This is a genomic window from Saccharopolyspora sp. NPDC050389 (genome assembly GCF_040655595.1).
In the GTDB taxonomy this organism is placed as follows: Bacteria; Actinomycetota; Actinomycetes; order Mycobacteriales; family Pseudonocardiaceae; genus Saccharopolyspora.
Map to the genome: position 1 here is coordinate 15,347 of NZ_JBFAKG010000077.1, position 23,441 is coordinate 38,787.

Below are 23,441 nucleotides of genomic sequence, written 5' to 3' on the forward strand. Positions count from 1 at the left end.
CCGGTGTGGGGGGGTGGGTTTTTCCTCGCCAACTCCCCAACCCCGTCCGGGCTGCGCTCAACCGCGCCGGGGCTGGCGGTGCATCAGGCCGAAGCGGGACCACTGGGCCTCGGCGGCTTCGATGGACTTGCGGGTCCGCTCGGGATCCACTGTGGACAACTGGGCGACGATGGCCTGGGCGACCGCCATCCCGGGCGCGAGGGACGGGAAGAAAGCCACGCCTTCGGCGGGGATCAGCAGCACTTCCTCCGCCGCTGCGGCCAAATCCGGACTGGCCGCATCGGAGAGCACGAAGACGCGCGCGCCGCGGTTGTGGGCCTCCTCGGCGGCGGTCACGGTGTGCTGGTAGAGCCGCCAGAAGCTGATCGCCACCAGCACGTCGTCGGATTCGATCCGGGACACCGCGTTGGCCAGGTCGGCGTCGTGCGTCAAGGTCGCGTCGTATCCGGCCAGCCGCACGTTGTGGCTCAACGCCGCGCCGATCGAGGCGTAGCTGCCGTGGGCGACGATCAGAACCCGCCGCGCCCGCGCGATCGCTTCGGCGATGGTGCGGATCTGCCGCTCGTCGAACCGCCGGTTGAGCATGGCAAGCGATTCCAGGTCCCGGCGCAACGACGCGACGCCGAGTTCGTCCTCGGTGCGCTGCGCGGCGGCGACGTCCGGGGCGCTCAGCGAGGACAGGTAGCGCGCCCGCAACTCCTGCTGGAGGTCCGACCAGCCGCTGAAGCCGAGCGCCTGCGCGGTCCGGCTCACCGTCGCGACGTTGACCCCGGCCAGCTCGGCGGCCTCGGCGGCCGAGCCGTAGGACGCCCGCCGGGGCTGCGTCAGCAGCACTTCCAGCACCGACGTGCCCTTGCTGCGCAAGCCGCGCTCGGGCACGCGCCCGCGCAACCAGGCCTCGAATCCGTCGGATTCCCCGGCTGCGCTGTCGGTGGTCATCGGGTTCCCTTCGTCGGCCGTTCGGCGTCGGCACCTACCGGCGCACACTGTAACGAGCCCTAAACGCAACAGGTATTGCATATCAGAATATCTGCACTATATGTTGCCAGTCACTTCGTTCGGTGCTGTGAAACTTCTGGAGGCACCCTTGTCCCTGTTAGCCCGGCTGGACCGGCTCCCGCTGAGCCGGCCGCACTACCTGTTGTTGCTGATCGGCGGGCTCGGCTACACCTTCGACGGGATGGACGCGGCCGTCGTGGCCTTCCTGATGCCGAGCGTGCAGGAAGTGTGGGGCCTGACCAACGCGCAGCTCGGCCTGGTCGGCTCGGCCGCCCCCTTCGGCTTCCTGTTCGGCGCCACCTGCGCCGGGCTGCTCGGCGACCGCATCGGCCGCCGCAAGGTCATGATGTGGGCGCTGGCGATCTACGCGGTGTTCTCCATCGTCGCCGCGGTCGCCCCGAACTACGAGATCTTCCTCGGCGCCCGGGTGCTGGCCGGATTCGGGACGGGCGCGGAAAGCGCGATCATCGCGCCGTTCCTGTCCGAGTTCGTCCCCGCCGCGCGGCGCGGCTGGTTCGTCGGCGCGCTGGCCGGCTTCTTCTCCTTCGGCTTCGTCGGTGCCGCGCTGCTCGGCAGGTTCGTGGTGCAGCCGATCCCCGAGGGCTGGCGATGGGCGCAGGTGATCACCGCGCTGCCGATCCTGATGTTGCTGTGGTGGCGGCGTTCGCTGCCGGAATCGCCGCGCTTCCTGCTGGCCAGCGGCAGGACGGCCGAAGCCGAGGCGGTCGTGGTCGACCTGGAGCGCAAGGTGCGCGCGGCGACCGGGGCCGAACTCCCGCCGGTGCCGGAGGTCGCGGTGGAAAAGCCCGCCGAGGCCCGCAAGATCGGCCTGTTCTCCGCGCTGAAGTACCTGTGGACCGGCCGGATGGCGCGGCGCACCGCGATCACCTGGCTGATCTGGTTCGTGATCACCTTCTCCTACTACGGCTTCTTCACCTGGATCCCGACGTTGCTGGTGAAGCAGGGCATCACGGTCACCAAGAGCTTCGAGTTCTCGATCATCATCTACCTCGCGCAGGTGCCGGGCTACTTCTCGGCGGCGTGGCTGGGCGAATTCCTGGATCGCAAGAACACCATCGCGCTCTACCTGGCGGGCTCCGCGGCCAGCGCGTTCTGGATGTCGCAGATGACCGACCCGGTGATGATCACGGTCTCGGCGGCGGTGCTGTCGTTCTTCCTCAACGGCACCTACGCCGCGGTGTACTCCTACACCCCGGAGGTGTTCCCGACCTGGATCCGGGCGTCGGGCACCGGGCTGGCCAGCGCGTTCGGCCGCGTCGGCAGCATCATCGCGCCGTCGGTGATCGGCGTGTTCGCCGCGTCGCTGGGCTTCGGGGGCGTGTTCGGCATGACCACCGCCGTGCTGGCGGTCGGCGTGGTGTGCACCCTGCTGTTCGGGCTGTCCACCGCGGGCCGGTCGCTGGAGGACGTGGCCGAAGCCGACGTCGAGAAGGCGGTCGCGCGATGAACCTGTCCACTGTGGAAGAGCGAATCCGGCGGGAGCTCGGGGTCCGGCTGTTCACCGTGCTGGCGTGGTTGCCCGGCCGCCGCGTGCTGCACCGGGCGCACACCAGCCATCCCGAGCAGTACCCGGTGGGCGGCGAGAAGTCCGTCGAGGTCGCCGCGGAATGGCTGGATCGCTGCATCCGGCAGCAGAAGCCGTTCTTCGGGCCGGACGCCGAGTCGGTCCGCGAGGTCTTCGCCGACCACGCGCTGATCGCGGAGCTCGGCTGCGGCTCGGTGATCAACGTGCCGGTCGTCGCCGACGACGGCACCACGCTGGGCACCCTCGCCCTGCTCGACGCCGAGCACGCCTACGGCCCGGCCCAGGTGGAGCGGGCCGCCGAGCTGGCGTCGCTGGCCGTTCCCGCGCTGGCCGAACTCGTCCAGCGCCTCGACAACACCAAGGAGGAGTCGAACTCGTGACCGCCCTGCTGCTGCGTTCCGGCAAGCTGCTCGACGTCGAGACCGGCGAGTACGCCGAAGGCGACCTGCTGTGCGTCGACGGCCGGATCGCCGAGACCGGCCCCGGCCTGACCGCGCCGGAAGGCGCGCAGATCGTGGAACTCGCCGGCGCCGCCGTCCTGCCCGGGCTGATCGACGCGCACGTGCACGTCACCGCCGCCACCGCCGATCTCGGTGCGCTGCCTTCGTGGTCGCCGTCTTACGCCACCGCGCACGCCGCGCAGATCATGGGGCGGATGCTCGACCGCGGCTTCACTACGGTCCGCGATGCCTCTGGCGCTGACTTCGGCCTGGCCGACGCGCAGGCCGAAGGCCTCATCCGCGGGCCGCGGCTGGCGTTCTGCGGCAAGGCGCTCAGCCAGACCGGCGGGCACGGCGACAGCCGCCCGCGCGGCACCCGGATCCACGACGGGCACCAGTGCTGCGCCGGGCTCGGCCGGATCGCCGACGGCGTGGACGCGGTGCGCGCCGCGGCGCGCGACGAGCTGCGCAAGGGCGCGCACCACATCAAGGTGATGGCCGGCGGCGGCGTGGCGTCGCCGACCGACCGCATCGACTCCACGCAGTACTCGATGGACGAGCTCCGGGCCATCGTCGAGGAAGCGGACGCCGCCAACCGCTACGTCGCCGCGCACGCTTACACGGCGCGTTCGGTCAGCCGGGCTCTGCGGGCGGGCATCCGGTCGATCGAGCACGGCAACCTCATCGACGAGTCCAATGTGGCCGAATTCCTCGAGCACGACGCGTTCCTGGTGCCGACCCTGGTGACGTACTGGGCGTTGAAGACCGAGGGTCGCGAGTTCGGGCTGCCGGAGGACAGCTGGCGGAAGGTCGACGACGTGCTGGGCGCCGGGCTGGCGGCGCTGGAGATGGCGCACCGCGGCGGCGTCAAGATCGTCTACGGCAGCGATCTGCTCGGCGGCATGCACCGCCACCAGAACGAGGAGTTCCGGATCCGCGGCGAGGTCCTGCCGCCGCTGGAGGTCATCCGCTCGGCGACGAGCACGGCGGCGGACCTGCTCGGCATGACCGGCGAAATCGGCACGCTGCGGGTAGGCGCGCTGGCGGACCTGGTGGTCCTGGACGGCGACCCGCTGGAGGACATCGCAACCCTCGCGGACCCCGAGCACATCCGCCACGTCATCCAGCACGGCGCCCTGGCGTGAGGTGAACGGACCGTTCGCCTCGTCCATCGAGGCGAACGGTCCGCTCACTCCGGCTCAGCCGAGCACCGGGTCCCAGCTCGATGGCAGCCGGGCAAGTGAGGTGCCGAGGCCGGTGGGGCCGGGGAGCACGCTGCGCGTCAGGCCGATCGGGATGTTGTGGCGCAGCTCCGAATCGAAGTACCGCCGGCATTCCCGATGCCAGTTCAGGATTCCCGCCGTCCAGTCCTGCAGTTCCGAGGCGTAGCGGGTGAGCGTCGCCCGGGCCTCTGCATCCAGTTCCCGCTCCTCGAACAGCGCCGGCAGCTCGATTTCCACCGTGTGCTGGAACTGCTGCATCCGCGCCTTCATCAGGTCGTGCACGATGTCGAAGGCCCGATCCTGGTCGCAGTCCAGGAAGTTCTGCACGACCAGCACCGCGTTGTGCACCTCGCCCTCGTACTCGATCTCCTTGCGGTACGAGAAGACGTCGTTCACCATCGTCGCGTAGTCGATCGCCGAGTTCTCCATGTTGCGGATCGTGCGCGTCCGGTAGATCTCCGGCGGCACCGACTGCCCGTGCGAGAAGCGGGACAGGCTCATGGTGAGGTCCGAGCCGAACGTCCGGCGCCGCATCTCGACGTAGTCGATCGGGTCCGGAATGTGGTTCTGGTGCTGGTTGTCCAGCTCCCACAGCCAGCTGTCGATCATGACCTCCACGGCTTTCCGGAAGGCGCGGCGGGCTTCGAGCGGCATCGGGCCGGCGGTGCGCTCCCACAGGTCGGCCAGGCCGCGTTCCAGCATGTTGACCGGAACGACCGGACTGGCGCCCTCGAGCGGGAGCAGTTCCTTCAGGCGGGCGTTCTGCGCCTTCGCGCCCGCCATGTTCCGCCCGTGGCCGAATACCGACGGGTAGTAGTCGTCGCCGTAGGTTCCCCACGTCAGCCAGGCCGCCGACAGGTCCAGCTCCTCGACGGTCGCATCGGGGTCGAGCCCGGCGGAGCAGTGCGGAAGGTCGTTGTCCCGCAGCAGCTTCTCGTTCCACACCTGCGGCACGTCCTCGAACATGCCCATGGCGCGGGCCCATTCGACGTTGTGCTCCCGCGTGACGTCGAGGTGCGGGCACATCGAAACCTCGAAGGGCATGTAGAACTCCCGGGGCGTGATCTCGCCGACGGGCTGGAACGGAACCCGGGTGAAGCTGCGCATCCGTTGCGGCGCGGTCGAAAGCAGCGACGAGGCGATGTGCGTCGCCGCGGTGCCCAGCCCGTTCGGTCCGGCCAGCACGGTCGGCGTGGTCGAGCCGTCCGGGTAGCGGCCGGACTGCATGTGCCACTCGTGGCCACCGGACTGCCAGTCCTGCAGGCCCTTCACGTAGCCGAGCACGGCCAACCGGCCCAGCGGGTCGATGCCGTGCTCGTCGAGCAGCCGCGGCACCTCCGTCAGCGCGGTGTGCTCGAACTGGTGCAGCCTGGAGGTGAGTAGATCGTTGACCGCGTCCGCGGCCTCCTGCGTCGTGCAGCCGAGGAACTTCTCGAAGACCAGCACGCCGTTGCTCAGCTCGCCCTCGTCCTGCACCTCGCGCTCGTAGGAGAACAGGTCGTTGCGCAGGTGCACGGCGTCGGAGAACGTGTCGCGCAGCACCTCCATCGGGCGGGTCGCGGCGATCTCGGCCGGAACCTCCGCGCCGACGGCGTGCTCCACCAGGTTCGCCGACCACGGCGCGCCGCCCACCTTGCGGCGCATCTCCACGTATTCGATGGGATTGGACAGCCGGTTCTCGGAGATGTTGGCCAGTTCCCACAGCGATTCGTCCAGCAGGTGCTTGGTGTTCTCGGCGAACCGGCGCCGCCAGTCCGCGCTCATGGCCGGCACCGTGCGGGCCCACAGGTCGGCCAGGCCGCGTTCCACCGGGTTCGTCGGCTCCGCCGTGATCGGGCCCTCCACCGGCATGAACGCCGCCAGCCCGTCGAGGTATTCGCGGGCCCCGGTGAGGTCCGGATTTCGCTTGTACAGCTCGACGAAGTGGTCGTCGAAGTAGAACACCCACACGTACCAGTCGGTGATCAGGTCCAGTTCCGGGCCGTCCGCGTCCGGATGCGTGTAGGCGCACAGCAGCGCGTAGTCGTGCCGGTCGAGGTCCGCCTCGTCCCAGATCGGCACGCCGTCCTGCGGCACGTCGATCATGTCCATCCGGTAAGCCCACGCCTTGCTGTGCTCTCGTGCCCGCTCCAGGTTCGGGTTCAGCCGAGCCGGGTAGGACAGGTAGAAGTCCGGCAGTCGGAAGGGCTGCATGGTTTCGCGCACCTGACCTCTCTGCGATGGTCGTCGACTCTGCGCACGAAACCAGCGTTGGCGTTGGCGGCCAATGCCTGCGGTGGGGTTACACACGATCGAGAATCGGTGTCGCTCGACCAGCCCAGCGCGACGCTGCGTTGGGTCACGCCTTCCGCTCGTTTTACAAGCGGCGGTAGCCGCTTGCGGTGTGGGACTCAGCTCGCACCGCCGCGGGTTCACGGTGCCCACCCCTCTGGGGTTCTCCCAGCGAGGACAGCCCCGACGTGGTGAATTCGCATTCATGATGTCGGGGATTCCACAGCGAGAAGGCCGCAGCAACTCCCGCAGGGGGGCTGCTACCCGCACCGCTACGCAAAACACTCACGTTACATTCTTCCGCTCGTGGACGACCGCGCCGTCGACCATCGTCAGGTCTACCTGGCACTGCCCGATTTCCGTTGGTGGCAACGAGAACGGGTCGCGGTCGAGCACGACGAGGTCTGCGGCCTTGCCGACTTCGATGGTGCCGGTTTCGCCGTCCACGTGGTTCACCCAGGCGCTCCCCGCGGTGTAAGCGGCGAGCGCGTCCACCAGATCGAGTGCTTGCTCCGGCAAGAACGGTGCGTCGTCGGTGTCCGGTTCGCGCCGGTTGACCGCCACGTCCACCGCCTGCATCGGATCGGGGCCGGACACCGGCCAGTCGCTACCCGCGGCCAGCACCGCGCCTGCGGCACGCAGCGACCGGAACGGGTACTGCCACCCGGCGCGCCGATGTCCCAGGTGCGGCACGGTCAACTCGGTCATCGCGGCGTCGTTGACCGCCCACCGGGGCTGGATCGTCGCGACGACGCCGAGCTCGTGGAACCGCGGGATGTCGCTTGGGTGCACCACCTGCACATGGGCGATCTGGTGGCGCAACTCCCGGCCGGTGGTGGCCGCGGCGAGCGCGTCCAGCACGTCGCGGACCGCGCGGTCGCCGATCGCGTGGAAGTGCAGCTGGAACCCGTCGGCCGCGAGCTCGGAAACCACGGCGGCCAGGACATCGCGATCCACGAAGGACATTCCGCGACCGTGGCCGCCCAGGTAGGGCAGCTGCAGCGCGGCGGTGAAGTTCTCGCACACGCCGTCCTGCATGATCTTCACCGCGTCGGCGCGGAACCGCCGCCCCCGCGCCAGCTCGCGCCGCTGCCGCAGTTCCTCGATCTGCTCCCGGCCGCGGGCGCGGTCCCACCACAGCGCGCCGCGGACCTTGCCGGTCAGCAGGCCCTGCCGGTCGGCCGCCAGGTAGGTCTCCAGCGTGTCGTCGTAGCCGAGGTACGGGCCGATGATCGCGTCGTGCCAGGACGTCACCCCGCACGACTGCAGGTACCGCTGCCCCTCCAACAGGCCCGCGAGGTATTCCTGCGCGTTGGTCGGCGGCAGAACCCGCTCGACCAGGCGAGTGGCGCCCTCGTGCAAGGTCCCGGCGGGTTCGCCGGCGGAGTCGCGCTCGATCCGGCCGTCCGGCGGATCCGGGGTGTCGCGGTCGATCCCCGCCAGCCGCAGCGCCGCGGAATTCACCCACGCGCCGTGGTGATCGCGGTTGAGCAGGTACGCCGGCCGGTGGCCGGTCACCGAGTCGAGGGTGGCGCGGTCGGGCGTGCCGCGCGGGAACTGGCCCATGTCCCAGCCGCCGCCGAGCACCCAGCCCGCATCCGGCGTGAACTCGGCGATGAGCCGCAGGCATTCGGCGGCGTCGAGGCAGTCGGAGAGGTCGCAGCGCAGCCGCTCGATGCCGCCGTACACCGGGTGCACGTGCGCGTCGTGGAAGCCGGGCAGCAGCAACCGGCCGTCGAGGTCGATCACCTCGGTCGCCGGGCTCAGCCGGGCGCGCACGGCGGCGTCGCCGACGGCCGCGATCCGGCCGTCGCGCACCGCGACGGCATCGGTGAACGAACGGGCGGCGTCCATTGTGGCCACCGGCCCGCCCACGAAGACGACTTCGCGCATGCCCGGATTGTCGCAGGACCACGCCGCGCAGCGGCCCATCGCGCCGCACCAGGCCGATCACCACCCGCGAAGCGAGGGGCTGGCCGTGATGGCGACCGTTGCCACTCACGAGGGGAGGGGCGACGGTCGTGAGTGGCTGTGGTCGTCGTAGCGACCGTTGCCGCTCACGACATCGAGCCTGCGGCCGTCAGATGCGTTGTTCGCCGGTGATGACCGCTACCGCCTGCTCGCGGACGGGCTCGTCGACCTCCGGGATCTGGAAGCCGTGGCTGCGGATGTGCGCCACCAGCTCCGCCTCCGGCGCGACGCCGTGCTGGCGCAGGTAGTAGCCGACCGCGCCGGGCCAGATCCAGCTGCCGTCGGTGTGGAAGGTCATCGGCACCGCCGGGTTGCGGCGCGGGTCCAGCCGGTCGGTGTCGTAGCTGCGCGCGGCCAGCACGATCGGGGCCCGCTCCAGGTATTCGGCCAGCTGGTCGCGCTCCGCCGGGTCGAGCTCCGGCCGCTCGGTGATCGGCCGCCCGCCGTCGTCGAAGACCTCCGCGGTGCGCAGGCCGGCCGGCCCGGTGCTCTGCGGGGTCAGCCAGTCGGGCGTGACCGCCGCGGGCCGCGGGTAGCGGCGCAGCTCCTCGTCGAAGGCCTCCGGTGGGGGAGCGGTGCGCCAGCCGGGCTCGTAGTCGCCGTTGAAGTCGACGGTGTAGCTGCCAGGCCGCTGCAGCCGGTAGAGCGCGCTGACCCAGGTGCCGCGGTCCGGCTGGTACATGCCGTGGCGCAGCCGCACGAACAGTTCTGCGGCGTCGGTGGGGACGGCCAGCGGGACGGCCGTGCCGTTGGGCGCGAGCAGTTGCGCGACGAGTTCGCGGTGGTCGCCGAGTTCGCGGTATTCGACGGTGGCTTCCTGCCAGCCCGGAGGCAGGGCGCGCACGACAACCCGGCCGATCTCCTGGATCAGCTGCTGTTGTGCGACCTCGTCCAGCGATCCCGGTCGGTCATGGGGTCCCGGTTGGCTCATTCCTGCATCCTCCCAGTCGCGCGGGAACCGTGGGAGTCGTTTCGGCCAAGATCGCACACCGGTTCGCGCGACGCAGTCGTACGTCGTGACGGGAAGCTTAGAACCCCGTCGGGTGGCGGTCGCGGCCAAGTTGATCACGTTTTCGCACCTTGCGGAGCCGCCCCGAACCGGCAGGTAACCGGGGGACACGCACCCGTTCCGATGACGTGACCGCAGATTGTTGACAATCAGACGAGATGGCGTTTAATTTCGAGCCATTCCGGCCGTATGTGGGAGGTGGGTCATGCGAACCGAGTCCTACCGCAACCCCCGCCCGGCCCGATGGTTGTCTTCTTCCTCGCTCTGGCTGCGACATCACTGACCGACTCTTTCGGCAGTGCCGGTGACCGTCGCGGGTGCCCCGCGGGTCGCCTGAACATCGATTCCCGATGAAATCCGGGCGTGCGCGCCCGCGTCAGGTATGCGCTCTGAGAGGAGGTTCGGCCCGTGGTATTCGTCGACCGCGACCCGCTGATGAGGGTGATCTGGACGGACTCGGTAACCGGCTGCAACGGTTACCTGGTCGTGCACAGTCTCGTGTCAGGTCTCGCTACCGGCGGGACTCGGATGCGTGCCGGTTGCACGCTGTCCGAGGTGGAGGCGCTGGCCCGTGGCATGGCGCGCAAGACGGCCGTGTTCGACCTGCCGGTCGGCGGCGCCAAGGGCGGCATCGACTGCGATCCGAAGGATCCAGCCGCCCGCGGCGTGCTGAGCCGCTTCCTGCAGGCGATGCGGCCGTGGGTGGACGCCCACTGGGTGACGGCCGAGGATCTCGGGGTGCCGCAGCACCTGATCGACGACGTGTTCGCCGAGCTCGGGCTGCACCAGTCCTACCACGCGGCGATCCGCCGGGCCCCGGACGCGGAGCGCACGTTGCGCCGCGTCCGCGCCGGGCTCAACGCTCCGGTGCCCGGCGGTCTGCTGCTCGGCGACGTGGTCGGCGGTTACGGCGTCGCGCAGAGCTGCCTGGGTGTCGTGCACGCCCGCGGCTGGGCGCAGGCGGAGACGACTGTGGCCGTGCAGGGCGTCGGCACGATGGGCGGCGGCGCGGCCTACTACTTGCACGAGGCGGGGCTCAAGGTCGTCGCGCTGGCCGACGCGGTGGGCACGCTGTGGCATCCCGACGGGCTGGATGTCCCGGCACTGCTGGAAACCCGCGACCGCTTCGGCGAGATCGACCGGGCCCAGGTGCCCTCCGACGTCCGGCAGCTGCCGCGCGAAGCCGTCCTCTCCGCCGAGGTCGACGTGCTGATCCCGGCCGCGGTCTCGTTCACGATCAAGGCGCCGCAGGTGCCGGAGGTCAACGCGAAGGTGATCATCGAGGCGGCCAACACGCCGGTCACCGAGGACGCCGAGGAAATGCTCGCGACGCGCGGAATTCCGGTGATCCCGGACTTTGTGGCCAACGCCGGCGCGGTGGCCTGGGCGTGGTGGCTGCTGCTCGGCCGGGTCGACGCCGACCCGGTGCTGTCCTTCCAGGTGTTGCGCGAGGAGATGCTGGCCAAGATCCCGCCGCTGCTGGCGGCCTGGGAAACCGAAGGCCTCACGCCGCGGGCCGCGGCGCTGCGGCTCGCGGAGCACCAGAACGAGCAGAACCGCGCCGCCGAGGAGAGCGGTCAGGGGCTGCTCAGCATCCCCTGACGCAGGCGGTTTCGCTCCACTGTGGCTGCGGGTTGCGCACATCGATCACACGGTGCGATCGATGTGTGACAACCCGCAGTCGGAGTGCTAGCGTTTGCCTTGGTTGCAGTTTTGGTCCTTGCAGTACTGGAAAAGTGCCTGCCAGAACGCAGGCGCTTTTTTTGTGCCGTGGTGTTCCGGCCGCGCCGGGCACCGGGTGATCAGCTCGGCGACCGGGGGTCTGCGAAGTGTCGACCCTGGCCAGCAGAATCAGGAGAAACAGGGAATGGCTACCGGTACGGTCAAGTGGTTCAACGCGGAGAAGGGCTACGGGTTCATCACCCCCGACGGCGGTGGCGCTGACGTCTTCGCCCACTACTCCGCGATCCAATCCACCGGTTTCCGCACGCTGGAGGAACAGCAGCGGGTGGAGTTCGAGATCGCGCAGGGGCCGAAGGGGCCGCAGGCCGCGGACATCCGCACGGCCTGAACCAGGTCGTGCCTGAGAAGGCATGACGATGCATCGGAGAGTGCTCTGGTGCCGCCTCCGATGGGCGGCAGATCCGGGCCGCCTGCGGTGCCGGTCTGCCGCCGAGGAGGACAGCCTTTTTCACCCGTTGAGGGGTACGCCGCCGGGGTAGGCTTCCAGCCCGCTGACGTTTAACCCGGTGCGAGGTCGATGTGCCCCTGCGTGTGGTTGTCGCCGGTGCGACCGGCGTTGTCGGGAGAACACTGCTTCCGCTGTTGCGGGAGCGCGGTCATCATGTGACCGCGCTCGTCCGGCACGCGGACCGACTTGATGGTGCGGTTGCGGGCGACGATGTCGCCGTCGCCGATGTGCTGGATCCGCCCGGGTTGCGCCGGGAGCTGGCTCGCGTCGAGCCGGACGTGGTCATCGACCAGACGTCCGGTTTCGGGACAGCGGATCAGGAAGAGGGCCTGCGCCGAACGGCGCGGCTGCGCGAGTGCGGGGCCAGGAACCTGGTCGACGCCGCCGTCGCGGTCGGCGCGCGGCGCATTATCGGGCAGAGCATGACCGCCGCCTACAGTCCGCACGGGCATGACGTGCTGGACGAAGAATCTCCACTGTGGACGGATGCGCCCGGTTGCTGGGGCGACGCCGTGCGCGCCCTGGCGGCGATGGAAGAAGCGGTGCTGAGCCGCCCGGACATCGAGGGCATCGCGCTGCGCTACGGAGCGCTTTACGGCCCGGACACCCACTACGCGCCGGGTGGCGCGATCCACGCGCGGGTTTGCGGCAGCGAACTGCCGCTGGTCGACGACGGCGTCGGCCTGACGTCGTTCACCCATGTCGACGACGCGGCCGGAGCGGTGCTCGAACTGCTCACCAACGGCGAGCCCGGCACCTACAACGTGGTGGACAACGAGCCGGCCGAATCGGCGGAATGGCTGCCGGCGTACGCGCGGATGGCGGGCGGCCCGGCCCCGGTCTCGCTGACCATGGACCAGGCCAGGACCCAGCTGGACTGGCTGACCGTGCACCAGCTGACCGAGCAGCGCGGCGCCACCAACTTCCGATTACGAGAAACGCTGGGCTGGCGGCCGGCGTGGCCGAGCTGGCGGGAGGGCTTCGCCTCGCTGTTCGGCCTCTGGACGGGCTGAGAGGCGATTTCAGCATGGGTTTGCGGGTGGCCGGCCCCCTGCGGGAATTACGACCGCCGTCTGGACTCCGGGATCCCCGACTTGTGTATGTCCAATACGCGGCGCTGGGGCTGTCCTCGCCAGACGACGTCTGAGAACCCGCGGTGGTGCGCACACCGCATGCGGCTGGCGCCGCATTCTGGCAAGGACCCGCGAGACTGGGATTCCCGCCTCATGTGCGTCGCGGGGCTGGGAGATCCGGGGTGGCACGGGTTAGGTTCAGAGGTAAGACCATGCCCCCCCCGAGGCCGGAGACGAGAACAATCTATGACCGCCACTGACGTGCACCCGCTGCGAGAACTGCTGCCGGCGGGCAGCGTTTTCGACGACGCCGACGTGCTGGAGGCCCACCGCAGGGACCGGGCCACCTTCTGCCCGGCCGGGACGCCGTCGGTGCTGGTCCGCGCCCGGTCCACTGAGGACGTTTCGACGACGTTGAAATGGGCGCACGAGAACCGGGTTCCGGTGGTGCCGCAGGGCGCCCGCTCCGGACTCTCCGGCGCGGCCAACGCCATCGACGGCTGCATCCTGCTGTCGCTGGAGAAGATGGACGCCATCGTCGAGATCGACACCGAAGAGCAGATCGCGGTCGTGCAGCCAGGTGTGGTCAACGGCGTGTTCGCGGCGAAGGCCGCCGAGCACGGGCTGTTCTACCCGCCCGACCCCGGCTCCCGCAGCATCTCGACCATCGGCGGCAACGTGGCCACCAACGCCGGCGGCATGTGCTGCGTGAAGTACGGCGTGACCGGCGACTTCGTGCGCGGCCTGGAGGTGGTGCTCGCCGACGGCCGCGTGATGCGCACCGGGCGCCGCACCGCCAAGGGCGTGGCCGGCTACGACCTGACGCGGCTGATCGTCGGCTCCGAAGGAACCCTCGGCGTGGTCACCGAGATCACCGTCGCGCTGCGGCCCGCCGCCGCGCAACCGCTGACCGCGGTCGCGTTCTTCCCGACCATCGCCGACGCGGCCCGCACCGTCGCCGGATACCTGGGGGAGGGCTACCGGCCGTCGGTGCTGGAGTTCATGGACGATCCGACGGTCCGCGCCGTGCAGCGCATCGCCGACCTCGGCTTCCCGGACGGCGTGGCGGGCATGCTCCTCGTGCAGTCCGACCGCGGCGACGCCGCGCCCGGCGACCTGGCTGCCTTCGAGCGGGTGGCCCGCTCCTTCGCCGCCACCGAGGTCGTCGTCGCCGACGACCCGGCCGAGGGCGAGCTGCTGATGCAGGCCCGGCGGCTGGTCGGGGACGCGCACGAGAAGCTCGGCCTCGCGACGCTGGTCGACGACGTGTGCGTGCCCCGGCGGCGCCTGGTGGACCTGGTCGAGGGGCTTAGCCCGATCGCCGAGCGGTACCGGGTGCAGGTGCTGTGCGCCGGGCACGCCGGGGACGGCAACATGCACCCGGTGGTGGCCTTCGACTCCAACGACCCGGACGAGTCGGCCCGCGCGCAGCAGGCGTTCGACGCGATCATGGCGCTGGGCCTGAAGCTCGGCGGCACCATCACCGGCGAGCACGGCGTCGGCCACCTGAAGCGGAGCTGGCTGGGCGAGGAACTCGACGAAGCGGGCCTGTGGAGCCAGCGAGCGATCAAGAGCGCCCTGGATCCCCGCAACATCCTCAACCCCGGCCGGGTCCTGCCCGACGAGGGCTGAACGTCGATTTCGCGCGAAACCGCCACCTGGCACGCGTGGTGAGCGGCGATTTCGCGCGAAATCGTCCCGCCGCCCTGGCGGGTTCGTGAGTGGCAACTCCGGTTCTTACCGGAGTTGCCACTCACGAGCGGTCAGTCGTGGTCGTAGGAGTCGTCCACCGGGACCGGGCGGTGCTGGTCGGCGAGGTCGGCCGGGTCGGCGTCGAGCGGAACTTCGAGCAGTTCCGACTCCTCCTCTTCGGGGACTTCCTCGGCCTGGCGGGCCTGTTCGGCGGCGTCCGCTTCCGGGGTTTCGGCGTTCATCGAGTCCTCCCGTCGATATCTGGTCGGATCAACCGCAACGGTAACGAGCCCGGCCGGTCGGCGCGCGGCTCACGCCGACAACCGGGCCAGCCGGTCGCCCAGGTCGTGCAGCCGCGGAAGCCCCTCGATGCGACGCAGCCACGACTGCGGCCAACCGGCGGCACCGCGCAGCGCGCCGGCGAGCGCCGCCGCCATGCTGGCGATGGTGCCGGTGTCGCCGCCGGCCCGAATGCACTGCCGCACGACGTCGGCCGGGGCCTCGACATGGGCGAGGAACGCCCACAGCGCCAGCGGCACCGAATGCGTGGCCCGCACGTCGTTGCCGAGCGCCTCGGCGGCGCGGTGCGGGTCCCGGTGCCCGAGTTGCGCGGCGACCGCGTGCAGCCGCCGCACCCACTCCGGTTCGTGGATCTCGTGGGCCAGCTTGTCCAGGAACGATTCCGGATCGAGCCGGCCGCAGTCGTGCAGGGCCAGGTACGCGCTGCACGCCTGCACCGCGGCGCCTTCCTGACCGTCGGGATGAGTGTGGGTCACCGACGCCGTGCGCCGGCCCAGCTCCGCGGCGTGGTGGGCGCTTTGCGCGGCCAGCGCAACCGGAGTGCAGCGCATCGCTCCGCCGTTGCCGAACGAGCTCTGCCCGTGGAACAGCGACACGGCCGCGTCCCGCCACGGCATGCCGGAGTTGTGCCGCTCGAACATCTCCGCCGCCGAGCTGGTGAACCCGCGCCACGGTTCTCGGGTCCAGGCGCAGGTCAGGGCGGCGGCCAGCTCGCCCTCGTCGAGCAGGTGCCCGCCGTGGCTGGCCCGCTCCAGCAGGTGTTCGGCCACGGCGATGGTCAGCACGGTGTTGTCGGTGTAGCGCAGCTGGTGGTTGGAGTGTTCGAACTCCCGCAGGGTCAGCTCGGTGACCGACGGCTTGCCTTCGAACGCGGCGCCCATCGCGTCGCCGAGCCCGACTCCCGTGAACAACCCGCGGGCGCGGTCGTGCGCCGGCGGGGAACCGGTCGAGTTCACCGAAGGCCTCCCGAGGACACAGGCGGTTGGTGTCAACGGTACGCCCAGCCCGGGCGGGCGGACGTCGTCAACTTCCCTCGCCGACCGGACGCCGCCGGATAGTCTCTGCCGCGAAAGCGCTTTTCACCAAGGGAGTTCATGGTGGCGGTCGTCCTCGGCGCCTTGATCGTCTTGTCCACGGTTGCCGCCCTGGCCGGCTGGCGGTGGCCGCGCCGGCTGCGCGGCTCGCGCCCGACCCTGTTGCGGCATCCCGGTTTCTGGCTGCTGGTCGTGTCCGGCGTGATCTACGTGAACCAGGTGTTGTGCACGATCTACCTGATGCGCGTGTGGCACGGCGATCCGGCGTTCATCGCGCGCTACCTGCCCACCGGCTGGTTCGCGCTGGCCGACGACAACCCGGTGATCTCCTCGCTGGCGGAGGTGTGGCCGCGTCCGGAACTGCTGTCGTGGAGCCTGTTGCGGGTGCAGGCGTTCCTGGAGCTGCCGTTCGTGGTGCTGGCCTACCTCACGATCTGCCGGTGGTTCGGGGCCGAGGTTTTCCGGCGGGCCGCGGTGTGGCCGGTGGCGGTTTCCTACACCGCGACCTTCTGCTTGATCGAGTTGTCGCTGGCCAACCCCTACACGACCGACGACATCGTGCTCCGCGTCGCGTCCGGGCTGGTGACGCCGTGGTGCGTGGCTCGGCTGACCGCGGGCAGCCGGGAGCGGGTCGGTTCGGTGGCGGAACTGGCGGCGTTCGTGATTTCGGCGGCGGCACTGGGTGCCTTGGTGCTGGCCGTCTACGACACCGCGTTGCTCTACAACCTCGGGCACCTCGCGGCCGCGGCGCCGACGATGGCGGCCGCGGCCGGAGTGCTCGTCGTGGCGAGGCTGATCGCGCGCCGGCTGCCGGCCGCGCAGGCCGGGCCGGGGATCACGGCGGTCAGCGCGTCGCTCGGCTGGTTCCTGGTGTTCTTCTTCGCACCGGCGTTGCCGATCCGCTACGGGATCTCCTTCGGCACTCCGATGTTGTCGGCGGCGGCGGGCCTGGTGATCATCGCCGCCGCGGTGGCCTGCGGCGTGCACGAGGCGGCGCGCGGCTCGGCGATGCCGTGGCGTGCCTGGGCCGTCGAACTCGCCCTCGCGGCAGTGGCGGGCGCGGCGGCGGCTTGCGCCGGATTCCTCGTCACGGGCGGATATCCCGAGGCCCGCCTGCTCGCCGCCGCCGGCGCGTTCTTCATCCTGGTCATCGCGGTGTGCGCGGCGCTCGATCGAGTCGTTGCCGCCAGGTGAGCGGAATTCCGGAGGAATCCCGCTCACCCGAGCCGCTCAGCCGATGGACCGGCCCGCGTACTCCGGCGGCTGCTCGGCCAGCGCGGCGAACCGCTCGGCGATCGCCGCCGGGAACGGCGTGGTGCCGCCCTGCGCGCCGTCGACGTGCAGCGCCATGATCTCCTCGGTCGCCACCAGCACGCCGTCGACCGCCATCTCGTGGCAGATGCGCACCTTCTTCGCGCCGGTGCCCACGACGCGGCTGGTGATCACGAGTTCCGAATCCGGCTTGACCTCGCGTAGGTAGCGCACATGCGCCTCCACCGTGTACAGCGAGCACCCGGCGCCGGTGCGGTAGGCCGCGTCGAGGCCCACCTGGTCCATCACCGCGTCGGTGGCGAAGCCGAACACCAGCACGTAGTACGCCTCGCTGAGGTGACCGTTGTAGTCGATCCACTCTGGACGGACCAGCTCCCGGTGTTCCCGCAGCCCGGTCACGGCTTGCCGTTCCGCACGCCGTCGATCGCGCGCATCACCGCGATCACCGCCCGGTCGCGGTCGGCGACGAGCTCGGCGATGCTGCGGCCGTCGGCGGCTTCTTCGCAGCCCTCGACCATGGCGTCGCGCAGCTCGTCGGTGAGCTCCGGCGCCTCCAGCCGGGTCCACGGCGACTTCAGCGACGGGCCGAAGTGGTCGAGCATGTGCGCCATGCCGCCCTCGCCGCCGGCGAGGTGGAAGGTCAGGCACGGCCCGAGCAGCGGCCAGCGCAGGCCGGGGCCCTCGGTGATCGACGCGTCGATCTGCGCGGGCGTGGCCTCGCCGTTGGCGACCATGTGCAGCGCCTCGCGCCAGATCGCCTCCTGCAGCCGGTTGGCGATGAAGCCCGGCACCTCGCGGTCCATGGTGATCACGGACTTGCCTGCGACCTCGAAGAACTCCGCCGCCCACGCGACCGCCCACGGCTCGGTCCGCTCGCCGCCGACGACCTCGACCAGCGGGATGAGGTACGGCGGGTTGAACGGGTGGCCGACCACGAGCCGCTGCGGCGTCGGGCAGTCCGCCTGCATCTCGGTCATGCCGTAGCCGGAGGTGGACGACGAGATCACGACGCCGGCCGGCGTCGCGGCGTCGATGCGGGCCAGCAGATCCTGTTTGAGCGCCAGGTCTTCCGGCGCGCTCTCCTGCACGAATTCGGCTTCGGCGACCGCGTTTTCGAGCGTGTCGGCGATGACGAGGTTGTCGCGGGAGGCACCGTGGGCCAACCCGAGCTCCATGAGGGCGGGCCACGCGGCGTCGACCAGGCGGCGCAGCTTGGCCTCGAAGCCGGACGCGGGATCCCACGCGGTGACCTGGTAGCCGCGCGCCAGGAAGTGCGCGACCCAACCGCCGCCGATGACACCGGCACCGATGCAGGCGACCCGCCGCACCGCAGCAGGAGAGGGAGTGTTCTCGTTCAACTTGGGAATTCCTTTTCAGACAGGGCTTTTGTCTGTGTAAGCGGCGGGAGCCGCTTGCGGTGTGGGACTCAACTTGCACCGTCACGGGTTCTCAGACGTCTCCTCGGGAGGACAGCCCCAGCGTGGTGGTCATACATGAGTCGGGGATCCCGGGCCGAGGGGGCGTCTGAGGTTCCGCTACCCGCACCGCTACGCGAACCGAGCTATGAATCGTTCCGATCAGCGCTTCTGGAGGCCGAGTTGTTCGCGGGCCTGGTCGGGGGTGGCGACCTTCATGCCCATGCCCTCGACGATCGTCGCCGCGCGCTCGACCAGCTGTCCGTTGGTGGCCTTCACGCCCCGGCTCAGGTAGAGGTTGTCCTCCAGGCCGACGCGGACGTTGCCGCCGAGCGCGGCGGTCAGGCCGACCCAGCGCAGCTGGTCGCGGCCGATGGCGAAGCTCGCCCAGTTCGCGCCGGCCGGCAGCATGTTCACCATCGCCTGCAGCAGGCCCGGGTTCGGCGGGGCGCCCCACGGGATGCCCGCGCACAGCTGGAACAGCGGCGGGGCGTCGATCAGCCCCTCCTCGATCAGCTTGGTGGCGAACCACAGGTTGCCGGTGTCGAAGATCTCCAGCTCCGGCTTGACGCCCAGCTCCTGGATCCGCTTGGCGCCGGCCCGCAGCATGTCGGGCGTGGAGATGTAGAGCTGGCTGCCCTCGCCGAAGTTCAGCGAACCGCAGTCCAGCGTGCAGATGTCCGGCAGCAGCTCCTCGACGTGCGGCAGCCGGTCCAGGCCGTTGACCAGGTCGGTGCCGTCGACCGGCTTGAGCGGGTCGTCGGCGTCGATGACCAGGTCGCCGCCCATCCCGGCGGTCAGGTTGATGACCACGTCGATGCCGGTTTCCTTGATCCGCTCCACCACCTCGCGGTAGAGCGAGACGTCGCGGGAGCCCTGCCCGGTCTCGATGTTGCGGACGTGGATGTGCACCACGGCCGCCCCGGCCTCGGCGGCCTCGACCGCGGACCTGGCGATCTGTTCCGGGGTGACCGGGACGAACTCGCTCTTGCCGGTGGTGTCACCGGCGCCGGTGAGCGCTGCGGTGATGATCACTTCGTTGCCCATTGGGCTCTCCCTTCCATGGGTGCGGCTGATCGCCCGGGCGCGCCGAAATTCGCGCCCGGGTGGGTTCTTCGGGTTTCAGTGGTGGACGATCTCGCGCTGGACGAACTCGCGTAGTACGCGGCGCATCCGCTCCACCGACCGGCCGGGCCGGCCCGCGAGGACCTGGATGCCCAGCCCGTCGATGAGCGCGGTGAGCGTCACGGTGAGCTCTTCTGCGTCGGTGTCGGTGAACACGCCCTGCTGCTGGCCTTGCCGGATGGTGCGGGCGATCGTGTCGTGCCAGCGGGTGTAGGAATCGTTGTGCAGCACTTGGAGATCCGGGTTGAGGGCGCTCTCGGTCCACACCTGCAGCCAGATCGACCACTCCTCGCGCAGCAGGCCCGGGGTGGGCAGCTGGAGTTCGACCAGCCGCAGCAGGCGCTCGTGGGCGTCTTCGATGCTGTGCAGCTCGGCGACCTGCCGGTCGAAGGCCAGCCGCACCGAGTACCGCAGGGTCTCGGTGAGCAGGTCGTTGCGGCCGGGGAAGTAGTAGTGGATCGTCGCGGCGCTGGTGCCGCAGGCCTTGGCGACGTCGGCGATCCGCACCGAGTGGTAGCCGCGCTCGGCGACCAGCTTCCAGGCGGCGTCGAGGATCTGCTGGTACCGGCCCGCTTCGCGGAGGTCGCCGGGTTCGCGCTCGGCCCGCGCGGTGCGCTGCGGCGCGGCAGCCACCGTCTCGACGTCGTCGCCGCCGTAGATCAGCCAGTTCACCGTGACGCCGGTGAGCTCGGCGATGCGGGTGAGCTCGAACGGGGTGAACCGGCGGGTCCCGGTCAGCGACTTGGACAGCTTGGTCGGGTCGAGCCCGATCTGCTCGGCGAAGGCACGCTGGCTCCCCGGATACTGGCGCAACGCGTCGCGCACTCGCTGGCGCAACGCCGCCGTCGTGTCCTGCACGGGACGGAACGCTAACAGTCCATTGCGAGAATCGCAACGACTCGGGAGTGTTGCGATCCTGGCGGGTTGCCGGCTATCGGGTCAACGTGCCTAGCCAGTCGGGTGAATCGCGATCCCGTCGGAGATCGTCCGGGAGCCAGACTGTGATTGATAAGTCAGTCGGTCGCAATGTCGGCCCCGGCCGGATGGTGCGAGGGTAGTACGAACGTGCTGAGCTGAACTCGTGAACCACAGCGAGCCGGCGGCGAAGACAGCCGAGCAGCAGGAGAGCGCGCGGCGCTGGCGGGTGCTCGCCATCTGCCTGGTCGCCGGGTTCATGACCCTGCTCGACGTCAGCATCGTCAACGTCGCGCTGCCGTCGATCCAGCAGGGCCTGGACGCGCCGGCGACGGCGCTGTCGTGGGTGGTCTCCGGCTACGCCCTGACCTTCGGGCTGGTCCTGGTGCCCGCGGGGAGGCTCGGCGACGACCGGGGCCGCAGCCGGATGTTCCTGTTGGCGCTGGGGGCTTTCACGGTGGCCAGCGCGCTCGCCGGGTTCGCGATGACGCCGCTGTGGCTCGTCATCGCCCGGTTGCTGCAGGGCGTCGCGGGCGGACTCCTCAATCCGCAGGTGCTCGGTCTGATGCAGCAGCTGTTCCACGGCCGCGAGCGAGGCAAGGCGTTCGGCCTGTTCGGCGCGGTGGTGGGCATCTCGACGGCGATCGGCCCGCTGCTGGGCGGCCTGATCATCCAGCTCGCCGGGCAGGAGCACGGCTGGCGCTGGGTGTTCTTCGTGAACCTGCCGATCGGTGTCGCGGCGGTGCTCTACGGGCTGAAGGTGCTGCCTCGCGACGGCGCGCGCGAGCAGTCCCGCAGCCTCGACCTCGTCGGGGTGCTGCTGCTCGGCGGTGGCCTGCTGTGCCTGCTGCTGCCGCTGGTCGAGCAGGGCGGGGGCGCGCCGTGGATTCTGCTGATCGTCGCCGTGGTGCTGCTGGCGCTGTTCGTGGCGTGGGAGCACTGGTACCGGGCGAGGGGGCACGCGCCGCTGGTGAACCTGCGGCTGCTGAAGATCCGCAGCTACTCGTTCGGCGCGACGCTGGGCCTGCTGTACTTCGCCGGGTTCACCAGCATCTTCTTCGTGCTGGCGGTGTACTTCCAGCGCGGTCTGGGCTATTCGGCGCTGCAAGCGGGGCTGGCGCTGACGCCGTTCGCGGTGGGCTCGGCGGTGGCGTCGGCCGTCGGCGGCCGGGTCGTGCACCGGATGGGCCGACGCCTGGTGATCATCGGCCTGGCGGCGGCACTGCTCGGCCTGCTGGCGACGGATCTGCTGCTGGCAACGCACCCGGGAGAGGCGGCGGGGCTGGTGACGGCGCTGCCGCTGCTGATCGCCGGAACCGGAAGCGGATTGGTGATCTCGCCGAACCAGACGGTGACCCTGAGCGAGATCGACGCGGCCCACGGCGGAACGGCGGCAGGAGTCCAGCAGACGGGCCAGCGAATCGGCTCGGCGGTGGGCACGGCGGCGGCATCTGGCCTGTTTTTCGGAACCCTGACGACGAGCGGTTTCGACGCGGCGATCTCGGACGGCCTGATCGTCTCCGTCGGCTTCGTCACGGCTGCCCTGCTCGTGGCCCTAGCCGAAGTCTTCCTGGCGCGCCGCCGCGCTGATCCGTCGGGCAGCGGCTGACGCCGAGAGCGGCCAAACCCCGGGCGAGGGTGTCAGAATCGCGGGATGCGGTGGGCACCGGATCCCGATGCGCTGCGCGGGAGCGTCGCTCTCGTCGCGGGGGCGACCCGGGGTGCCGGGCGGGGCATTGCGGCTGCGCTGGGAGAGGCCGGCGCGACGGTCATCTGCACGGGACGCAGCAGCGCAACCGGTAGGGGCGGGTCGGACTACGACCGCGCTGAGACGATCGAGGAGACCGCGGAGCTCGTATCCCGCCTCGGCGGTACCGGAATCGCGATGCAGGTCGATCATCTCGACCCGGAGCAGGTGCGGCGCTTGGCCGGACGCGTCCGGGCCGAGCACGGCCACCTCGGCGTGCTGGTCAACGACATCTGGGGCGCCGAGCGGCTCAAAGGCGGGCCGGCCGACTGGAACACCCCGATCTGGGAGCACGACCTGGCGGCCGGTCTGCGCATCCTCCGGCTCGGCGTCGAGACGCACCTGATCACCTCGCACCACCTGTTGCCGCTCCTGATCACCAAGCCGGGCGGACTGCTCGTCGAGGTCACCGACGGCACTGCCGCCCACAACGCTTCGCGGTACCGCATCTCGGTGTTCTACGACCTGGCCAAGGTCGCGGTGAACCGCCTGGCGTTCTCCCAAGGCCACGAACTCGCGCCGCACGGCGCAACGGCCGTCGCGATCACACCGGGCTGGCTGCGCTCGGAGATGATGCTCGACAACTACGGGGTCACCGAAGCGAACTGGCGCGCCGCATTGGAACCCGACCGATCCGACGGACGCCCGACTGCTCCAAGCGGATTCGCCTCGTCGGAATCACCGCGCTACGTCGGCCGCGCGGTCGCGGCACTGGCCGCAGACCCGAACCGAGCGAGGTGGAACCAAAGCTCGGTGACCTCCGCCGAAATCGCCAGGGAGTACGGCTTCACCGACACCGACGGCACCCAACCGGACAGCTGGGTCCAACACTGAACCAACCGCCGCTCGTGACAAGCGGAAACCTCACGCCTTCAAGGAGTCCAGGAAGGAGCTCCAAGCGGCGGAGCCGAAGGTCAGCACGCCGTCCTCGGGAGCCTTGGAGTCCCGGACCCGGACGACGTCGCGTTGGAGTCGGACCTCGACGCAGTTGTCGCTGCCGCCGGTGCTTCGGGAGCTTTTGAACCAGCCTGCGTCGGTTCGATCTCGCGACATGGTCAGCCACCTTCCGAGAGCCGAACTGTCAATCAGCCCTGGTTGCCGCTGGCCAGGGCCCGTGAGTCTTTTGGGCTGCGAATTCTCGCCAAAATAGACAACTGCCCGGTACAAAGGAAAACTGATTGCGGTAATTAGTCGCGGGAAATAGGACACTAGGAGGAG

The 23,441-nt window shown here is 70.1% G+C and carries 21 protein-coding genes; 10 read left to right on the top strand and 11 right to left on the bottom strand.

What is annotated here, in order from left to right; all coding sequences use genetic code 11:
- Positions 1 to 57: 57 nt before the first annotated feature.
- On the bottom strand, positions 58 to 939 hold the full coding sequence (locus AB0I53_RS36490) for a MurR/RpiR family transcriptional regulator (protein ID WP_358613325.1): 882 nt from the start codon (positions 937 to 939) through the stop codon (positions 58 to 60).
- A gap of 148 nt (positions 940 to 1,087) precedes the next feature.
- Here AB0I53_RS36490 and AB0I53_RS36495 point away from each other — a divergent pair, with 148 nt between their 5' ends.
- The 3 genes from AB0I53_RS36495 to AB0I53_RS36505 are packed head-to-tail and all read left to right on the top strand — an operon-like array spanning position 1,088 to position 4,130.
- Positions 1,088 to 2,467, top strand: a complete 1,380-nt coding sequence (locus AB0I53_RS36495; RefSeq protein WP_358613326.1) for an MFS transporter — start codon at positions 1,088 to 1,090, stop codon at positions 2,465 to 2,467.
- The gene (locus AB0I53_RS36500; protein WP_358613327.1) at positions 2,464 to 2,925 is read left to right on the top strand and encodes a GAF domain-containing protein; all 462 of its coding nucleotides are present in this window, start codon (positions 2,464 to 2,466) and stop codon (positions 2,923 to 2,925) included. Before AB0I53_RS36495 ends, AB0I53_RS36500 begins: the two co-directional genes overlap by 4 nt.
- Positions 2,922 to 4,130: an amidohydrolase family protein gene (locus AB0I53_RS36505; RefSeq protein ID WP_358613328.1), complete on the top strand. Its 1,209-nt coding sequence runs from the start codon at positions 2,922 to 2,924 to the stop codon at positions 4,128 to 4,130. Before AB0I53_RS36500 ends, AB0I53_RS36505 begins: the two co-directional genes overlap by 4 nt.
- A gap of 54 nt (positions 4,131 to 4,184) precedes the next feature.
- Here the strand turns inward: AB0I53_RS36505 and AB0I53_RS36510 are convergent, their stop codons facing one another.
- From AB0I53_RS36510 to AB0I53_RS36520, 3 genes are all read right to left on the bottom strand, one after another.
- A complete protein-coding gene (locus AB0I53_RS36510; RefSeq protein WP_358613330.1) occupies positions 4,185 to 6,401 on the bottom strand; it encodes a germacradienol/geosmin synthase in 2,217 nt (738 codons plus the stop codon).
- Between the two features lie 363 nt (positions 6,402 to 6,764).
- Positions 6,765 to 8,372, bottom strand: coding sequence for an amidohydrolase family protein (locus tag AB0I53_RS36515; protein WP_358613331.1), 1,608 nt, complete (start codon positions 8,370 to 8,372; stop codon positions 6,765 to 6,767).
- 187 nt (positions 8,373 to 8,559) lie between these two features.
- Positions 8,560 to 9,381 carry a hypothetical protein gene (locus AB0I53_RS36520; protein ID WP_358613333.1) on the bottom strand — a complete coding sequence of 274 codons (822 nt, stop codon included), beginning with the start codon at positions 9,379 to 9,381 and terminating at the stop codon, positions 8,560 to 8,562.
- A gap of 513 nt (positions 9,382 to 9,894) precedes the next feature.
- Between AB0I53_RS36520 and AB0I53_RS36525 the strand changes: the two genes are divergently transcribed.
- The 4 genes from AB0I53_RS36525 to AB0I53_RS36540 all read left to right on the top strand — a co-directional run bounded on the left by AB0I53_RS36525 (position 9,895) and on the right by AB0I53_RS36540 (position 14,355).
- Entirely contained in the window at positions 9,895 to 11,061 is a 1,167-nt protein-coding gene (locus AB0I53_RS36525; RefSeq protein ID WP_358613378.1) for a Glu/Leu/Phe/Val dehydrogenase dimerization domain-containing protein, read from the top strand.
- A 265-nt stretch (positions 11,062 to 11,326) separates the two neighbouring features.
- Entirely contained in the window at positions 11,327 to 11,530 is a 204-nt protein-coding gene (locus tag AB0I53_RS36530) for a cold-shock protein (protein ID WP_358613335.1), read from the top strand.
- 203 nt (positions 11,531 to 11,733) lie between these two features.
- The gene (locus AB0I53_RS36535; RefSeq protein WP_358613380.1) at positions 11,734 to 12,663 is read left to right on the top strand and encodes an NAD(P)-dependent oxidoreductase; all 930 of its coding nucleotides are present in this window, start codon (positions 11,734 to 11,736) and stop codon (positions 12,661 to 12,663) included.
- 306 nt (positions 12,664 to 12,969) lie between these two features.
- Positions 12,970 to 14,355, top strand: a complete 1,386-nt coding sequence (locus AB0I53_RS36540; RefSeq protein WP_358613337.1) for an FAD-linked oxidase C-terminal domain-containing protein — start codon at positions 12,970 to 12,972, stop codon at positions 14,353 to 14,355.
- A 131-nt stretch (positions 14,356 to 14,486) separates the two neighbouring features.
- On the opposite strand, the gene AB0I53_RS36545 is transcribed toward AB0I53_RS36540, so the two are convergent.
- Entirely contained in the window at positions 14,487 to 14,657 is a 171-nt protein-coding gene (locus AB0I53_RS36545) for a hypothetical protein (protein WP_358613339.1), read from the bottom strand.
- A gap of 69 nt (positions 14,658 to 14,726) precedes the next feature.
- Positions 14,727 to 15,671 carry an ADP-ribosylglycohydrolase family protein gene (locus AB0I53_RS36550; RefSeq protein ID WP_358613341.1) on the bottom strand — a complete coding sequence of 315 codons (945 nt, stop codon included), beginning with the start codon at positions 15,669 to 15,671 and terminating at the stop codon, positions 14,727 to 14,729.
- Positions 15,672 to 15,809: 138 nt separating this feature from the next.
- Here AB0I53_RS36550 and AB0I53_RS36555 point away from each other — a divergent pair, with 138 nt between their 5' ends.
- Positions 15,810 to 16,943 (top strand): hypothetical protein, encoded by a 1,134-nt coding sequence (locus AB0I53_RS36555; protein WP_358613343.1) that lies wholly within the window; start codon positions 15,810 to 15,812, stop codon positions 16,941 to 16,943.
- A 36-nt stretch (positions 16,944 to 16,979) separates the two neighbouring features.
- On the opposite strand, the gene AB0I53_RS36560 is transcribed toward AB0I53_RS36555, so the two are convergent.
- The 4 genes from AB0I53_RS36560 to AB0I53_RS36575 all read right to left on the bottom strand — a co-directional run bounded on the left by AB0I53_RS36560 (position 16,980) and on the right by AB0I53_RS36575 (position 20,419).
- A complete protein-coding gene (locus AB0I53_RS36560) occupies positions 16,980 to 17,420 on the bottom strand; it encodes a thioesterase family protein (RefSeq protein ID WP_358613345.1) in 441 nt (146 codons plus the stop codon).
- Positions 17,417 to 18,379 (bottom strand): 3-hydroxyacyl-CoA dehydrogenase NAD-binding domain-containing protein, encoded by a 963-nt coding sequence (locus AB0I53_RS36565; protein WP_358613347.1) that lies wholly within the window; start codon positions 18,377 to 18,379, stop codon positions 17,417 to 17,419. The genes AB0I53_RS36560 and AB0I53_RS36565 overlap by 4 nt, the downstream gene beginning before the upstream one ends.
- A 219-nt stretch (positions 18,380 to 18,598) precedes the next feature.
- The gene (locus tag AB0I53_RS36570; protein ID WP_358613349.1) at positions 18,599 to 19,483 is read right to left on the bottom strand and encodes a 3-keto-5-aminohexanoate cleavage protein; all 885 of its coding nucleotides are present in this window, start codon (positions 19,481 to 19,483) and stop codon (positions 18,599 to 18,601) included.
- Positions 19,484 to 19,558: 75 nt separating this feature from the next.
- Positions 19,559 to 20,419 (bottom strand): TetR/AcrR family transcriptional regulator, encoded by an 861-nt coding sequence (locus tag AB0I53_RS36575; RefSeq protein ID WP_358613351.1) that lies wholly within the window; start codon positions 20,417 to 20,419, stop codon positions 19,559 to 19,561.
- Positions 20,420 to 20,642: 223 nt separating this feature from the next.
- Between AB0I53_RS36575 and AB0I53_RS36580 the strand changes: the two genes are divergently transcribed.
- Positions 20,643 to 22,085, top strand: coding sequence for an MFS transporter (locus AB0I53_RS36580; protein WP_358613353.1), 1,443 nt, complete (start codon positions 20,643 to 20,645; stop codon positions 22,083 to 22,085).
- Positions 22,086 to 22,130: 45 nt separating this feature from the next.
- A complete protein-coding gene (locus AB0I53_RS36585; protein ID WP_358613355.1) occupies positions 22,131 to 23,057 on the top strand; it encodes an SDR family oxidoreductase in 927 nt (308 codons plus the stop codon).
- A gap of 30 nt (positions 23,058 to 23,087) precedes the next feature.
- On the opposite strand, the gene AB0I53_RS36590 is transcribed toward AB0I53_RS36585, so the two are convergent.
- A complete protein-coding gene (locus AB0I53_RS36590) occupies positions 23,088 to 23,276 on the bottom strand; it encodes a DUF397 domain-containing protein (RefSeq protein WP_358613357.1) in 189 nt (62 codons plus the stop codon).
- Positions 23,277 to 23,441 lie beyond the last annotated feature (165 nt).

What these genes read in the sequence shown, in the direction of transcription:
- AB0I53_RS36490 (WP_358613325.1), bottom strand. Translation starts at nt 939, where the DNA reads ATGACCACCGACAGCGCAGCCGGGGAATCCGACGGATTCGAGGCCTGG.
- AB0I53_RS36500 (WP_358613327.1), top strand. Translation starts at nt 2,464, where the DNA reads ATGAACCTGTCCACTGTGGAAGAGCGAATCCGGCGGGAGCTCGGGGTC.
- AB0I53_RS36510 (WP_358613330.1), bottom strand. Translation starts at nt 6,401, where the DNA reads ATGCAGCCCTTCCGACTGCCGGACTTCTACCTGTCCTACCCGGCTCGG.
- AB0I53_RS36515 (WP_358613331.1), bottom strand. Translation starts at nt 8,372, where the DNA reads ATGCGCGAAGTCGTCTTCGTGGGCGGGCCGGTGGCCACAATGGACGCC.
- AB0I53_RS36520 (WP_358613333.1), bottom strand. Translation starts at nt 9,381, where the DNA reads ATGAGCCAACCGGGACCCCATGACCGACCGGGATCGCTGGACGAGGTC.
- AB0I53_RS36525 (WP_358613378.1), top strand. Translation starts at nt 9,895, where the DNA reads ATGAGGGTGATCTGGACGGACTCGGTAACCGGCTGCAACGGTTACCTG.
- AB0I53_RS36530 (WP_358613335.1), top strand. Translation starts at nt 11,327, where the DNA reads ATGGCTACCGGTACGGTCAAGTGGTTCAACGCGGAGAAGGGCTACGGG.
- AB0I53_RS36540 (WP_358613337.1), top strand. Translation starts at nt 12,970, where the DNA reads ATGACCGCCACTGACGTGCACCCGCTGCGAGAACTGCTGCCGGCGGGC.
- AB0I53_RS36545 (WP_358613339.1), bottom strand. Translation starts at nt 14,657, where the DNA reads ATGAACGCCGAAACCCCGGAAGCGGACGCCGCCGAACAGGCCCGCCAG.
- AB0I53_RS36555 (WP_358613343.1), top strand. Translation starts at nt 15,810, where the DNA reads ATGGTGGCGGTCGTCCTCGGCGCCTTGATCGTCTTGTCCACGGTTGCC.
- AB0I53_RS36570 (WP_358613349.1), bottom strand. Translation starts at nt 19,483, where the DNA reads ATGGGCAACGAAGTGATCATCACCGCAGCGCTCACCGGCGCCGGTGAC.
- AB0I53_RS36585 (WP_358613355.1), top strand. Translation starts at nt 22,131, where the DNA reads ATGCGGTGGGCACCGGATCCCGATGCGCTGCGCGGGAGCGTCGCTCTC.
- AB0I53_RS36590 (WP_358613357.1), bottom strand. Translation starts at nt 23,276, where the DNA reads ATGTCGCGAGATCGAACCGACGCAGGCTGGTTCAAAAGCTCCCGAAGC.